Origin of the sequence: Shewanella youngdeokensis, from assembly GCF_033180165.1 — a bacterium.
Taxonomy (GTDB): Bacteria; Pseudomonadota; Gammaproteobacteria; order Enterobacterales; family Shewanellaceae; genus Shewanella; species Shewanella youngdeokensis.
Window position 1 is genome coordinate 3,099,565 of record NZ_CP136522.1, and the last position, 15,152, is coordinate 3,114,716.

Annotated in this window: 12 protein-coding genes, 4 tRNA genes and 2 pseudogenes; 9 read left to right on the forward strand and 9 right to left on the reverse strand. The window is 41.6% G+C overall.

The genetic code is table 11. The features are described 5' to 3' along the window. Positions 1 to 26: 26 nt before the first annotated feature. A complete protein-coding gene (gene trmB, locus RGE70_RS13205; RefSeq protein WP_310471910.1) occupies positions 27 to 740 on the reverse strand; it encodes a tRNA (guanosine(46)-N7)-methyltransferase TrmB in 714 nt (237 codons plus the stop codon). Positions 741 to 1,003: 263 nt separating this feature from the next. Between trmB and mutY the strand changes: the two genes are divergently transcribed. The 7 genes and pseudogenes from mutY to RGE70_RS13240 all read left to right on the forward strand — a co-directional run bounded on the left by mutY (position 1,004) and on the right by RGE70_RS13240 (position 5,516). Next, positions 1,004 to 2,068, forward strand: coding sequence for an A/G-specific adenine glycosylase (gene mutY / locus RGE70_RS13210; RefSeq protein WP_310471911.1), 1,065 nt, complete (start codon positions 1,004 to 1,006; stop codon positions 2,066 to 2,068). Between the two features lie 2 nt (positions 2,069 to 2,070). Further along, positions 2,071 to 2,346: an oxidative damage protection protein gene (locus RGE70_RS13215; protein WP_310471912.1), complete on the forward strand. Its 276-nt coding sequence runs from the start codon at positions 2,071 to 2,073 to the stop codon at positions 2,344 to 2,346. Positions 2,347 to 2,760: 414 nt separating this feature from the next. Further along, positions 2,761 to 3,088 (forward strand): annotated as a pseudogene (locus RGE70_RS13220) (IS3 family transposase); the annotation flags it as partial. Between the two features lie 1,113 nt (positions 3,089 to 4,201). Then, a tRNA-Phe gene (locus tag RGE70_RS13225) sits at positions 4,202 to 4,277 on the forward strand. A gap of 48 nt (positions 4,278 to 4,325) precedes the next feature. Then, positions 4,326 to 4,401 (forward strand) — tRNA-Thr (locus tag RGE70_RS13230). Positions 4,402 to 5,316: 915 nt separating this feature from the next. Beyond that, a tRNA-Phe gene (locus RGE70_RS13235) sits at positions 5,317 to 5,392 on the forward strand. 48 nt (positions 5,393 to 5,440) lie between these two features. Further along, a tRNA-Thr gene (locus tag RGE70_RS13240) sits at positions 5,441 to 5,516 on the forward strand. Between the two features lie 357 nt (positions 5,517 to 5,873). Here the strand turns inward: RGE70_RS13240 and RGE70_RS13245 are convergent. Continuing rightward, complete coding sequence (locus RGE70_RS13245) at positions 5,874 to 6,212, reverse strand: P-II family nitrogen regulator (protein ID WP_310471913.1); 339 nt, start codon at positions 6,210 to 6,212, stop codon at positions 5,874 to 5,876. A 243-nt stretch (positions 6,213 to 6,455) separates the two neighbouring features. On the opposite strand from RGE70_RS13245, the gene RGE70_RS13250 reads away from it, so the two are divergent. Beyond that, positions 6,456 to 6,986 (forward strand): GspH/FimT family pseudopilin, encoded by a 531-nt coding sequence (locus tag RGE70_RS13250; protein WP_310471914.1) that lies wholly within the window; start codon positions 6,456 to 6,458, stop codon positions 6,984 to 6,986. Positions 6,987 to 7,258: 272 nt separating this feature from the next. Further along, positions 7,259 to 7,786: a GspH/FimT family pseudopilin gene (locus RGE70_RS13255; RefSeq protein WP_310471915.1), complete on the forward strand. Its 528-nt coding sequence runs from the start codon at positions 7,259 to 7,261 to the stop codon at positions 7,784 to 7,786. A 14-nt stretch (positions 7,787 to 7,800) separates the two neighbouring features. Here RGE70_RS13255 and RGE70_RS13260 read toward each other — a convergent pair whose 3' ends face one another. The 7 genes and pseudogenes from RGE70_RS13260 to ispH form a co-directional block, all read right to left on the reverse strand. After that, positions 7,801 to 8,100 carry a TapY2 family type IVa secretion system protein gene (locus tag RGE70_RS13260; RefSeq protein WP_310471916.1) on the reverse strand — a complete coding sequence of 100 codons (300 nt, stop codon included), beginning with the start codon at positions 8,098 to 8,100 and terminating at the stop codon, positions 7,801 to 7,803. Next, positions 8,100 to 8,492, reverse strand: a complete 393-nt coding sequence (locus RGE70_RS13265; RefSeq protein ID WP_310471917.1) for a type IV pilin protein — start codon at positions 8,490 to 8,492, stop codon at positions 8,100 to 8,102. The genes RGE70_RS13260 and RGE70_RS13265 overlap by 1 nt, the downstream gene beginning before the upstream one ends. A 7-nt stretch (positions 8,493 to 8,499) precedes the next feature. Next, positions 8,500 to 12,021, reverse strand: coding sequence for a pilus assembly protein (locus tag RGE70_RS13270; RefSeq protein ID WP_310471918.1), 3,522 nt, complete (start codon positions 12,019 to 12,021; stop codon positions 8,500 to 8,502). A gap of 2 nt (positions 12,022 to 12,023) precedes the next feature. Further along, on the reverse strand, positions 12,024 to 12,464 hold the full coding sequence (locus RGE70_RS13275; protein WP_310472983.1) for a pilus assembly PilX family protein: 441 nt from the start codon (positions 12,462 to 12,464) through the stop codon (positions 12,024 to 12,026). A 13-nt stretch (positions 12,465 to 12,477) separates the two neighbouring features. Next, positions 12,478 to 13,466, reverse strand: a pseudogene (locus RGE70_RS13280) (PilW family protein). 2 nt (positions 13,467 to 13,468) lie between these two features. Next, positions 13,469 to 13,987, reverse strand: coding sequence for a type IV pilus modification protein PilV (gene pilV, locus RGE70_RS13285; protein WP_310471919.1), 519 nt, complete (start codon positions 13,985 to 13,987; stop codon positions 13,469 to 13,471). Between the two features lie 235 nt (positions 13,988 to 14,222). Further along, positions 14,223 to 15,152, reverse strand: a complete 930-nt coding sequence (ispH, locus tag RGE70_RS13290; RefSeq protein WP_310471920.1) for a 4-hydroxy-3-methylbut-2-enyl diphosphate reductase — start codon at positions 15,150 to 15,152, stop codon at positions 14,223 to 14,225.

Below are 15,152 nucleotides of genomic sequence, written 5' to 3' on the forward strand. Positions count from 1 at the left end.
AAATAATTTAACGGGCTCGTTAACGCTTAAACACGTTCAAACATGATATCCCAAACACCGTGACCTAAACGGTGCCCGCGAGCTTCAAACTTTGTTAACGGGCGGTGATCCGGACGTTCAACCACATCACCTGTTGTTGATTGGTTTTTATAACCGGGTGCACCACTCAACACTTCTAACATGTGCTCACTGTAGTTTTCCCAGTCAGTGGCTAAATGAAATACACCGCCGACTTTAAGTTTACTACGGATAAGCTCAACAAAAGGAGCCTGAACTATACGACGTTTGTGATGACGCTTTTTATGCCAAGGATCAGGAAAAAATAGCTGAACACGAGCCAAACTTTCTACTGCGATACTGTTTTCTAATACTTCAAGAGCATCATGGTGGTACACTCGTAGATTCGTGACGCCTGCTTCAGCTGCAACCGATAAACAAGAGCCAACACCAGGCTTATGCACTTCAATACCAATAAAGTTCAATTCTGGTGAAGCCTTAGCCATTTCGACTAATGAAGCCCCCATACCGAAACCAATCTCAAGCACGGTATCAGCCTCACGGCCAAAAACTTCAACTAAGTCGATAGGCTCAGGAGTGTAATCGAGCCCCATTGAAGGCCATTGCTGTTCAATTGCTTGAGCTTGCCCTTTTGTCAGGCGGCCCTCTCTCAAAACAAAGCTTCTTACTTTGCGAAGATATTTACCTTCGTCATTGAACTCAGCGGTTGTTACGTCGCTCATTATCGCCCTCGCTTAAGACAGCTATTAATTAAAAAGAAAGGCATTATCCAAAGTTAGACCTTTAGCGCAAGCCCTATAGACGCAAAATTATACCAATTATTGCAGTTTGTGCGAGTTACTGACGTTGATTAGCAAAAAAACCTCAACAACGCGCCAAATAATATAATAATTCAAAAAAGTTTTGATACATGCCAACTTAGTTATTAACCAGTATTGATTAACTGCAGCTTGTGTAAATAGCGCCTGCTAGTTACACTGCGGCGATGAAAACTCCCCCGCTATTTTCAGATAGAATTATTCGTTGGTACGACATAAATGGTCGTAAACAACTCCCCTGGCAAATAAACAAAACCCCATACAAAGTGTGGATTTCAGAAATAATGCTGCAGCAAACTCAAGTTGCAACGGTCATTCCATACTTTGAAAAGTTCATGGCTCGGTTTCCTAATATTGAAATCTTAGCCGCTGCAGAACAAGATGAAGTGCTGCACTACTGGACAGGGTTAGGCTATTACGCAAGAGCCCGTAACCTGCATAAAGCTGCACAGCAGATTATAGTGCTTCATCAAGGTATTTTCCCTGTTGAGTTTGAAAAGGTACTTGCATTACCAGGTATTGGTCGCTCTACAGCAGGCGCCATTTTGTCGTTATCGCTTGGGTTACATCACTCTATTCTTGATGGCAACGTGAAACGTGTACTAGCCAGGCATGGAGCAATTGGTGGCTGGCCGGGTAAAAAGTCAGTCGAACAACAGTTGTGGCAACTTACTGAGCAGTTAACGCCAAATGTTGAAATTCAAAAATACAATCAAGCGATGATGGATATCGGTGCCACTGTTTGTACCCGCTCTAAACCTAACTGCCCTATATGCCCAGTAGCAATTGATTGCCAAGGCCAGTTATCGGGCCGACAACACGAATACCCAGGCAAAAAGCCTAAAAAAGTCATTCCAGAAAAATCAGCTTGGCTACTGGTCATAGAACAAGACAATCATGTTAAATTGCACAAACGGCCACCGAGTGGTATTTGGGGTGGGCTATGGTGTTTTCCCCAGTTTTCAAGCCAGGCAGAGCTTGAACTTTACTTAAGCGACCATGCATTTAAGGTTAACCACCGAGAAAATCTAATCGCTTTTAGGCATACATTTAGCCATTTCCACCTCGATATTCAGCCTGTTTTTGTTTCAATTAACAAAATTAGCGATAACCAGATCATGGAACAAGACTCCTCGGTCTGGTATAACTTACCTCATCCACCTAAAGTTGGTTTAGCCTCAGCCACTGAGCGGATTCTAGCGAGTTTAGGTTCAGCATTAAATAAGGAGTAATCATGGCTCGCACAGTAAATTGCGTATATTTGAAGAAAGAAGCTGAAGGCCTAGGCTTTCAACTCTACCCCGGCGATTTAGGCAAGCGTATTTTCGACAATGTCAGTAAAGAAGCTTGGGCACTTTGGCAGTCAAAGCAAACGATGTTAATCAATGAGAAAAAACTCAATATGATGAATGTCGATGACCGTAAGTTTCTTGAAGAACAAATGGTCAACTTTCTTTTTGAAGGTAAAGATGTGGAAATCGAAGGTTTTGTGCCTGAGAAAGATGATTAATCATAAACATAAAAAAGCGCTTATTTAGCGCTTTTTTTGTACCTATAACCCACTAAATGTTACCTATGTACGTCCTCAACCACAAAACTAACATAAGAAGATATTGAGCCTAAATCAATTTTATTTTGATTTTGTATAACGCAAATACAGCACTTCCAGTAAACTCAGCACGATCCCCCATGGCTCACTCTCCCCAGTGGCTTTGCATTAACAACTTCTGTAGCGTTCGCCACCGAATGAGTAAGCGCATTACGTAGTGATCGATATACAATGTCAACGTTCAAATTGAAGTTTTTTAGTGATTGATACAAAATTGGCAGATATGTCGTTGTCACAAAGCGCAAAAAGCAATTGGCTTAGCAAATTGAATAGCTAGAGAGCTAAACGATGCGAGGTGCATCCAGAAAGAGCGGACTGAAAACGCTAATAGCCAGTATGAAGCGTCAAGGTTTGACTTCGAAAGCCGCACGTAGATTTAAGTGTACAACGGACAGCGAGCATAAAATGCTTGTTGATCTAAACCTATTGGCTCAGAACGCTAACGCTACGGCTGCACAGCAAAAGTGAACGGGGGCCACAAGTGAAGGCTGATCAGCGATACGCTCACAATAGCCCTATTCCGTCACGGGTTATCTGATCAGGCTATTGTTATAAAGGTCGAGATAGTCAGTGTTGTTCAAAAGAATATCGAGAGCTCATAGCTGCTTATAGTCCAAAGCAAAGTATGAACAGAAAAGGAAATTTCTGATGCTTGTGTTAACAAGGTCTGTTCCCACAGCTAGCGTGTAACAAGTTTGCACGTCTATCGGATTAGCATGCATGAAGAACAAGGGATAGACCACATTTGAACTGATAACTTTTGTCCATTTCCTTCCATCTAAGGAATTGGCATAAGGGGAGTATCATTGAGATTTTCAATACTAAAAGTTATAGGCTGCTTATCCAACGCTAGTTATCATTAATGCCAGTGCGAATAAGGTCGGGAACCAATCCTTATCGAAAAGTGGTATTTCAATACACTTAACCTATGAAAAAACTAAACCGATAAAATTTCATGCAGCATATTAATGGAGTAAGCCCGCGATATCAGCCTGCTCTTCAATCTATACGGCTATATAAGGCGGCATGCCAAACCAATTAAGTCACCAATTTGTTTACCATAAGCGCACGAAATCAAAAAAACTAGCGATTATGATGTTCAAAAGTAGTGTGCATTTTACTGCTACTTCTTTTCTGGCTCATTTTTTCGTGTCTAAGTTAGCTGGTTTATGACTAACAGTACGCCAAATTATCCTGGTTAACATAAGCAGCAACAGTATTTCTATACTTTTGTGCAAATACTGCACAGTTTTATACCACTGGCAGTAATACGTTGAATCCACCACCTAAAAACCAACGGCATAGAGCCCATTAGCCACTATAACTGAAAACCTGTGAAGCAAGGTCGCGTTCAAATCATACGGCTTATTAGTATCTAATAGCATCTGCTCACTAATCATTAATTTAAATTGATAAAACATTCATTTTGCGGACATAAAATCAGCAAATATCGCCCTTTTGTTCTAACTAATAAAAAGTAGGCACATCAAAGGTACTAAAAAAGGGTTGCCTAGCTAATCGTCCCCGTTTCCAAGGTGAAATAACAACCGAAAAAGCTAAAAAATAAGCTGCGAAGTACAAAAGATTGTTCTTTATTACGGAAACGCACACAAACTGAGCGAACAGTCATGGGAATAACAAAAAGCACTTGCAGGATAAATTCCATCGCTATATTATGTGCGCACTCCAAACGACACAGGCTTTAAAGCTTAGTTTGAAGTTGCAAATCTAACGCTTATATTTATATAGCTTAGTTGCCCGAATAGCTCAGTTGGTAGAGCAGAGGATTGAAAATCCTCGTGTCCCTGGTTCGATTCCGGGTTCGGGCACCAACATTTTATAATGAGTTGTCTATAAAGGATGATTTGTTAGCAAGATAAGCCGGCATAGCTCAGTTGGTAGAGCAACTGACTTGTAATCAGTAGGTCCCGAGTTCGACTCTTGGTGCCGGCACCATAAAAATAAAAAAGCCACTCAATAGAGTGGCTTTTTTATATCTGCAATTTATTAATCAGCAATCATCTTTTACCTTAAAGGTTTGCACATCTATCAATGTAACACTATACCACTAACCAAATTGCCACTTAACAGTACAAGCACATCGGTAAGTATCGAAAATTGCTTCGATCCGCGACTACTCAGAAACGGTGCTTAAAAGTTATTATGTTCATATTTGAAGTCATCCCTCCGCTTTAGCTCAGCACTTTGGTTTTAGCTTCCGATCTTGGGTACAAAATACCATTGGCTTTATCAGATCCTTGCTGTTCAATTCTCGATCCATGCTCTTGCTCTATAGTGTAAAACAAGCAAACCATTATCACTCACCAGTGAGCCTTAGGTTGAAAAAATTAGCGCTTGCTGGTTTGACTCGATTTACTATGAACAAATAACGCATCAAGCCAATGTTGCCTAAGCAGCTAAGACACGACTTCTCACATCAAACAAAACAGTTGCCCGTAGCCGAGTCCTTTATTGATAACAGATTAAAGGCCAGTACCAGCTGCCTAACAACCCCCTTCCCTTTCAAGCTAAAGGCTATGCAAAATCAAATACTGATGGTGCAGGTGTTCGCCGCACACTAGCCATGCTCTAAACAGTAAATATTTCCCTTAAACGCTAAAGTCACGATAGTAAGTAGTACTACGCAGCGAATAGCTGACATAGCATGCTTTTTTTCTATACAAACCAACTAAACATTTGCACTTAAAATAGATAAAAGTGACTGTACGGCTATTTGTTAGGCATATTTCATAAAAAAGCACTTGCGTGATTGGGAGCATCGCTATAATATACGCGCACTCCAAACGATACAGGCTTTAACAGCTTGGTTTGAAGTAGCAAATCTAACGCTTATATTTATATAGCTTAGTTGCCCGAATAGCTCAGTCGGTAGAGCAGAGGATTGAAAATCCTCGTGTCCCTGGTTCGATTCCGGGTTCGGGCACCAACATTTTATAATGAGTTGTCTATAAAGGATGATTTGTTAGCAAGATAAGCCGGCATAGCTCAGTTGGTAGAGCAACTGACTTGTAATCAGTAGGTCCCGAGTTCGACTCTTGGTGCCGGCACCATAAAAACAAAAAAGCCACTCAATAGAGTGGCTTTTTTGCATCCTAAATTTAGTACTCAATCAGTTGCCCACAAGTTGACAGCCGCTTATTACCCAAATGTTTACAGTTCGCATGGCATTTGAGTTTAGCTATGACTTTTCAGTTAAGCGCTAAACAGGGTATTTTCACCAATAATGGTTCAAGGAAATGTAATGCTAAGTGGACTGAACAGATAATTTATGACTGCAGAGATTTACAACAATTTTTATTATGGTGATTTAGGCTTATTCAGTGATAACGACAAACAGAGATAAACAATACGATAGCGGCCTTTTCACATGACTTGACGGCAACTCATGTGAAAAGCTAGCCCAGATCTTAAACAGCTTCTTCGTTTTCTTCACCAGTACGTATACGAATAACACGTTCAACATCAGTCACAAAAATCTTACCATCACCAATTTTACCAGTCCGTGCGGTATCAACAATAACGTCAATAGCTTGCTCTAGCTGCTCATCTTGAATAACTAATTCAATTTTTACTTTAGGTAAGAAATCGACCATATATTCGGCGCCACGATATAGTTCAGTGTGGCCTTTTTGTCGACCAAAACCTTTGACCTCAGAAACAGTCATCCCCGTGATCCCTATATCAGCAAGCGACTCGCGCACATCATCTAACTTAAATGGTTTAATAATGGCTTCGACCTTTTTCATTGTAAAACTCCTAAACTTGCTGAAATGATTAATTTTATAATTTTGTAGCTTAGCATGCAGCCTCTCAACTCTGAAGTCTAATGTTATTGAGCTGCGCCCTTAAAAATGAATGCAGTCTTCTTATAACGGAACAATCTAAAAAATCAACCTAGGATTACTGATACAACCACTATACTCGCTACCACTCATCAGAAGCTATCAACAGTCGCAGGAAGCGGTATAGCTTGCCCAAGGAAGACATGCATGAATAACAACACCAATGGCTTTACGCTTGTAGAGCTGATGCTCACATTAGTGATTTTTACGACACTAATATCGATGATCGTTCCATCATTGACATCTTTATACGCTTATATAAGGGCTGAGCTCAATATAAGAAAAATTCAGCAAACCATACTGTTTGCCCGCAATCAAGCTATCGCCTATAACACCCGAGTTACTGTATGCCCATTGGACGGTAACAGCTGTTCAAAAAACTGGCATTACAACATTTCTGTTTTTAGCGACTCAGGACAAAAATACTCGCTTGATGGTAATGATCAATTAATCTTACAAATTGGACCATTCCATACCAGTGATCTCGTTCAATATAACCGCCGTGGCATTAGGTTTCAAGGAGACGGTTTAGCATCTGGTACCAATGGAACCTTAAGCTACTGTCCAGAAAAATTTAATAGTGAGCTGTCAAAAGCCGTTATTGTAAGCCAATCAGGTAGGACACGGTTTTCAAAGAAAAAGATCATTAGCTGTAAAAATAATAGCTGTCATCTCTAAGCATATTAGTCGTATTCACTCCTAAAAAAAGCAGCCTAAAAATGGCTTACTTGCTTAAAAGTAAGCAACACAAACCCGTACTCACATTCGAGAGTAAAAAAACACAACCTGACTGAGGATAGCTGCATAATGGAAACCTGAAAACTCACAGAGCAGTTTGCTCATAGCGAAATAGAGCTAGCTCTCTATAATCATGATAAAGATAGTGCTTTTACTGTATCTCACAATCAAATAACATACACTGTAGCAGTCATCGCCGTAGAGTATATAAAATGAATCGTGGTCAATATTATCAACGTGCTTTTACATTAGTAGAAGTTATGGTCACCCTTGTAATAGCAACCATTTTGATAACCATTGCAGCCCCCTCTTTCACTGATTTTTATGATAACTCTCGTAGCGAATCTGCAAATAGTGTAATCAAACAGTCATTTACTTCTGCGAGGAGCAATGCAATCAGTTATGGAGCAATAGTTGTTTTGTGCCCGCTAACAGGCTCGACATGCGGCAGTGATTGGATTAATGGTTTTGATGTTTTTATCGATGGCAACGCAAATGGTACTTATGAAAGCTCAGGCGACCAGCTCATACGTTCAATTGACGCCTTTAACAGCAAGGATTTTATTAAAACAACCGTCAATACCATTAGTTTTTCAGCAGAAGGGATGCTGACAGGCACAAGCAGTTCACAACGCTTCATTTATTGTCCGTCCAGCAAAACCAATGAAAATGCTAGAGGTATCGAGGTTTCAATATCAGGAAAAATAAGCACATTAACAGGTGCTGTGAACTGTAGTTAGACTTGCAAACCAAATCACCTAAGAGTTAATTTATCAAGACGCTGAGCATCTCGGCTTTGAAATGGCTCATCGAGCAATACACATTCGTCAACAGACTTGATATAAGCCGTCATGTTTTTTGCTTTTTTAGCCGATTGTGTAGCTGGCAATGATGCTATCAATCGTTCTACCTGACTGATATCCCAACGATAAAATACAACCTGTTTTTCGATAGTTGTATCGACATAACATTTGAAATCCTTTTTTACCACATCGGCAGCTTGGGCTTTGCCTACACAAAAAACTGCAAAGCTCGCGATTAATATCCACTTCATTACCAGCACCCTTCTGGGCTCTTAGCCCCTGTTTCTGTTATTTGAAGATTTTTACAGCTAGCATCTCTTGCTGCCTGAGCACCTGTCGCGCTAGCTGTTAATGTGAAACTCCCAGAACCAGTAACTGTACCACTCAAGCTGTAATAACCACTTTCAGACACAAAAGGGCTTTTGTTAAAGCCCAACTCAGTCATACTGGTCGTATAGGTACGATTGTCCAAATAAAATTGCTCTTGTCGGTTCGCAGCATCACTGAGTAATGCTAACCCCTCTGCCCGTACACCTTTTGCAACATACTCTATGTATGATGGATAGGCTATAGACGCTAAAATACCGATAACCACGACCGTAATCATTAGTTCTATTAAGGTGAAACCATTTTTAATTCGCATATATAACCTAATCATTAACGTGATAATAAATCTTGTTCACTTCAAGCCCACCACCAACACATTGACTATTGCCAGAGCCGCATTCTGGGGCTGCTGGACAATCTACGCTGCCTTCGGCACACTCTTTAAACTCAATGTCATCGCCTGCGTTACCAATACCTATTAGGTACATATTATCGCCATCAGGCGGGATAACTAGCTGCGGTGTATCTGGAATGCTATCACCCATCTCAATGTATTCTTTAGTAAAAGCGCGGGTTCCTCTATGTAAATCGAATCCATAAAGCCTACTTCCCCCCGATACTAAACACTGGTTATCGGCAACTTCATCACCGGGTACATAAGTAGAGAAAAATACCCTACCCTGAATAATCGTCGCAGCAGAAAGGCTTTTTTCGCCCTCGGTCACATAGTCATAATACCAACCTCGCTTAGTCGAAAAGGTGACATTTTCAGCCTCTGTGGAGGGCGCTTTACTGGAAACATTATACAAGCTATTCATGCTAATCACTGCCGGAACAGTATTATCGCCAATGCCGTTAAATGATTTAGACACCACATTACGATCTTGTAAAGCAAAGAACTTATCACTGCGCAATACACCTAAAGGGTGTGGTCGATTACCAGTACCCACCACAACTGCATCATAAGGTACACTCTGATAAGTGATGCTGGTTGTGGTTTTATCACCGACAGTAACACTTACCTCTGACACGTTGGTAAATGTAGTTTGTGCCACTGCAGCTTCTGCAAAAAAGCGTCTATCTGACTCTAATGAACTATTACCTAGTTCCGCAAATTTAAATGCCGTCCAAGGGGCAGTAGAGTCACTAGGACTAGTGCTTGGTAAGTCCATACGCCAAACGTTCGCACCGGTATCTGTAGCATAAATTCTGTCGGTTAGTTTATCACCATTACTATCAAGCACTGCAACTGAGTTAGGGATGCTATCAGCAATTCCTGGAAGCGCTGTCATAGTTGCACTAGAAGTAGGCCCAAATGAATGAATTAATTTTCCTGACTCAGCATCAACAATAAATACAGCCCGACCTTGAGTATCTGCAATACCGATTGCAGAACTATCTTTCGTCGCGGGCGAGTATCCGCCGCCGAATATCAGTACAGGCTTTGCACTGGCAATGTCGGTGTTGCCAGCAGGCCAACCAGGAATATAGGTCACCACCGGCTCTGCCCAAGATTGCCCTAACTCCCCCATACCAGAGCTGTTGGAGTCGATTTTCCACATAAATTTAGGTTTATCTGGGTTCGTAATATCTAACGCATAATAGGACTTACCACCACGACGCATGCCTACAAATACCCAAGCCTTTTCAATTGCACCACTGGTCGCGGTTTTAACATATGAGATAGGTGGGCTATCAAGCCCATATACTGAATGCACGCCAGTTGGCACATTCGCTTTTAGTTCAGGAAGGTTGGGCAACAACTCATATGGCATAAACGCCCAGGACTCTGACACACTATCACCTTCATCCTTGAACATATGTAAAAAGCCGTGATTAGTCCCAACGAGCACCCGAACATCTTGAGCGTCTGCAGTGCCAAAATTTATTGCCAGTGGTTTCGAATGCAGTGGATCACCAAATATGTCATCACGAGGGTCAGATGTAGATGAATCACCATCTTCATCGTCAGTATCTTTTCCTTTAGCCCAATCAAAATAAGTCGATAGACTTGACTTACTAACCCCCATATAGCTTGCTAAGTTGGTATCTCCACCAGCTCTTGAAGACGCCATGCTTTTACTAAATTCAGCCAGCGCCCCATTTGAACCAAAATCACCGTACAAAGTACGGCTAGCGCCTGTTCGCAACTCATGTAAAACACCACCAGTACCAACATTGTTGCCATCGCCACCACCACTACTAGCGCTACAAACAGAATTAGGAGTCCAATAGGAGCAGGCACTATCACTCAAATTATCGTCATCACCAATAGCGCTCGCACCATTTTTATCAATAATTTCGCCATCGCTATTTACTTTAAACTTTTTAAGATTTCCCTGCCAACGAGGGCCTTTATTTGGCAAGAACATTGAATAATAAACTGAGTCGAACGTCTGGGTTCTATCAAAATTATTAGTTGCTACAGACGGAGAGGTAAAACTTGAGTTAACCTCTAAAATTTGGGCAAAAACATCCTGCAGTGCCGCCTGTAATTGAGTGGCATCTTTTGCCGCAAAATACTCAGCACCACTAAGTTCCGCCGTTTTACTTAAAATCGGCGCAGCATCATCAGCGCCATCACTAAAACCAATCGTATAAGTGGAGACAAACTGATCTCCTTCAAGGCTTGGGTTAACATCTTTGCGGTACATAATGCTTGCCAAAGCAGGCAAATAACTACTATCAACAACTTCAGATGATTTGTAACCATCCATCGCCTTAACCAATTTATTTGCATCATCATCTGCAGTTGGCGAACCATCAGTAATGTAAACCACATAGGCCCGATTTGAACACTGGCTACTTTCAAAAGGTGAGTCGTAACTACTGCCACTTTCTATGTCAGTGTCTCGATCAGGTGATATATTTCTTGCCGTTTTTGCAAAATAGACCTTCCCGCCAGAAAAATATCGATACGCCTCATACAGCGTTTCACACAATGGAGTATTCGTTTCAGCATCTAAACCATTGACCATTTCTATAAAATCAGTCTTTTCTGATGACTGTAAACGCTTAATACCTGAGATAACTCGTCCACCTTCAGAGCCTTCTCTAGAGTTAATGTTAAAGACAGCAAGCCCAAAATCAACGCTAGGAGTAGTTACCACGGTATCTTCAATAACCCGCTGCGCAATCGCCATTCGAGTCATCCATGTTTTACTCTTGTTCGAATGGTACCAATTAACATAGTTTTCAGTATAAACTGTAACCGATTCACCAGTCCCAAAATCCGTCAGATAGGCGCTATCAATAGCAGCTTGAATGTCCTCAGCAGACGATGTGTTTTCCTTGGCATAAGTATAAGGTTCAGGACTATCTGGAGACCCTAAACTATCAACAGGAAAGCCTGGGTAATAGTCATTGGTATTTTGAAAGCGTAAATCGTCTTCATTTGAAAAGTCTTCAAAACAGTCAACAAGAGTCAAAGTCCCACCCAATGTGTCGGGTAACTCTGACCATGTACCGTTATCACCTATAAATTTATACTCGCGAACGGAACCGGTAAAAAAGCCATAGCCTTTCAAGTACTCCTTTGATGCTTTACAGCCATTAACTTTGTTTTTAAAAAAATTTGTGCTACTCGGTTCAGGAACAGCCCCGCCCCCTTTGGCATAATAAAGTTTAGTACTCGATTTAAGTGACTCACCGCGGTCATAAAGCTCTTCAGTATATTCCCACGTGTCCATGCTGCCGGAATTGTCAAAAATAATCAGTACTTGTGGCCGATCCCCTGAACGTGAAGATGATTCAAATACGTACAGTTCGGTGTCATCACCATGACTAAAACCAGACATCATGACAAGCGCACTTGCCATTGCGATAATAAATCGTTTGATATTCATCACTATTTACCTGTTCCGGCTAAAACTTCTTGTTCGATACCTGCAACAACCGTTATTTGACCCATATTGTTACGACCGAACGTTGCTTGACTAGACACTTCAATAGGCACGCATCTGATAAGGCTTGCTTGAGAGGCCAAACGACTACGGACACAGTCAACGTCGCCGTCGGTCAGTCGTGTTAATGTACTTTCTACATTAAAGTTACCATCTTGGATCGTTGAAACTTGAGTGGGTAAATTCGCTAAATTAGTACCACGATTGTCAGCAATTAGCTGATCTTGTGCACCATGGGCATGCGCCACAGCCTCAACACGCTCAGAGCCAGCTCCAGCCATACGAATTGATTGAGTGGAATTGACGGCTAACGCAACACCGATAACAGTCATTATCAATAAAATAATGATGGAGAAAAATAACACCACACCCCGCTGTTTTTTCATCTGTATTTGCATTTTAACTATCCACCAGTATGGGGTTTTCTAACACGACGGTAGATGACATTACGCGGCGGCGAAAACCGTCATTGCTAGGGTTAATGGTTTTGTCACCAAGTTGATAACTGTTGTCGTTAGTATAGGTGCTGTCTTCTTCAACTGTACGCACCAGGATGTAAATCCTCAGCGCGACTAAGCGCTGGTTAGGCTCACCAGACCACATTGTGGATGTCACATTTGCAGCGGGCATAAAGCTATCAGCACTATTATCGTCGTTAGTATCGAAACCGTACATCACTCTAATATTTTCAATACCTTCAACTAATTGCTCATAACTGGCCCCAGATTTCATTCCACCGACACCTAATACTCGGCGCATTAACACAGGCACACCATTATCATTTTGAATAAATAGCACGTGGTGCTGGTACTCCCAAAAGCGACCATTATCAATAGCTGGGGCAGCTTGGTTGCCCGCAAAAATAACCGCTTCACTTAAATTAGTCGCCATATAGTATGCATTACTATTAAATGTGGTAACCGTTGGGCCAATAAGGCGCTTAAATTGTATGACATCAGTATTTGAACGCACTGAAGATAAGCAGGCTAGGCTATCGCCTCCATTGCCGCTTTCATAACCCCAAATTTTAGTAAAATTTGACACACTATTGGCGATAGGGAAACTGGCATTATTCAACCCCCCCCAATACAGTCATTACCCGATGCAATCGCAGGGGCTAAAATCGTGGTATTGGTACCAACATTTAAGTTGGTGCCGGTAAGCTCAGCCATAAAACCTGCTTGGCTGACATCACGCTCAATAAGGGCTAAAGCTACCCTGCCATTTTCTTGTAGCTGATTAAATTGGCTCGTTGTTGCCACATTTGATGATGACATAGCGAACATTGAAAATAGGCCAGCAGATAAAAAGAGGCTGATTAACATGGCGACCATTAGCTCAACTAGCGAAAAACCAGCTTGGAGATGTCTATCTTTTGCCGTATTCATATTTAAATAATAACCGTTTGTAACGAATAGATCCTACGACGTTTATTCGCCGTACCACACCCTTTTGCTAGGCTAGATTTACCGGTTGCAGCGCCGCCATCACTGAGCTCCCTAATACCTCGCCAGCTCATCACTACCTCTACGTTTCCATTAGCTGTCGCAAGCACGCAAGCAGTAGCATCATCAAGCTCTGTAAAGCGGCTTTCCCATTGGTATAGATCCCAAGCTAAAGTCTCATTTGCAGAACAGGTAACATTCGCTCCCACGGCAACATCGCAAGATTTGGGCTGAGTTAAGGTGCCTGTGTATGTGCCACTATAGGATGCCAACAGAGAGCGATTTAACCGCATACGGTTAACAATATCATTAATTAAATATGAAGCTTGAGTTTGCTGAAATGATTCAAAGCTACCGCGCTTGGCAACCAAATGAAGGTTGAAAATTCCAATAAGACCAACAACTAGAATGACCAATGACACCATTAATTCAATGAGAGAAAGACCTTGTTGTTGATTTTTCATTGCCAGCACCTCATTTGGTTTCAATCAACTACTTACGATAACATATGTTTTTTTAATGTTTGAAATCTGTAGCTTAGAGTAGTCTTTTAATGGTACAGGTTTATATAAGTTTAGTCGAATTATAGCTGGTAGCAAAAGAACGTACTTTTAGTAAAACTCTGCGCGTTATCAAATATTTTAAACAAAAAAAAAGAGGCCAAGGCCTCTTTATGTTTGTGGATACTTACCTGTGGGTTTAGCGTAATTCAGCTGGCACAGCAAAAACCGTGTCTTCAAGTCGTCCCTCAACTTCTGTAATGACACTTGGAGCCATCAGTGCGATAGCATCAACGACTTGCTTAACTAGCACTTCAGGGGCAGACGCGCCCGCAGTAACAGCAATACGTTTAACACCGTTAAACCAAGCAGCATCGACGTCGTCGGCATTATCTACCAAATATGCATTCGTACCTTGCTTTTGAGCTAACTCACGCAAACGATTAGAGTTAGAACTATTTTGTGAACCCACCACAATAAATAGCTCTACATCCTGCGCCACCTTGCGTACCGCATCTTGACGATTTTGTGTTGCATAACAAATATCATCTTTACGTGGCCCTTTAATCGCGGGGTATTTTTTTTGTAAAGATGCGATCACATCTGCAGTGTCGTCCATTGATAATGTTGTTTGGGTAACAAAGCACAGGTTCTCAGGGTCTTTGACAACCAAGTTAGCCACATCTGCTGGAGACTCCACTAAATGTACACCACCGGCAGGGTTATCGTATTGCCCCATTGTACCTTCGACTTCAGGGTGACCCGCATGACCAATAAGAATACACTCTATCGCTTTACGGCTAGCACGAGTTACTTGCAAGTGAACTTTAGTGACCAGAGGGCAAGTGGCATCAAATATTTTGAGCCCCCGTTTTTTAGCTTCTGCACGAACCGCTTGAGAAACACCGTGAGCACTAAAGATAACAATACTCTCATCGGGAACTTGGTCTAACTCTTCAACAAACACCGCGCCACGGTCTTTAAGGTTCTGCACTACGTAGCGGTTATGAACCACTTCATGACGTACATAAATAGGTGGTGAAAAAAGCTCTAAAGCCCGCTCAACAATACTAATTGCGCGGTCAACACCAGCACAAAAACCACGAGGATTTGCCAAAAGAATGTTCAT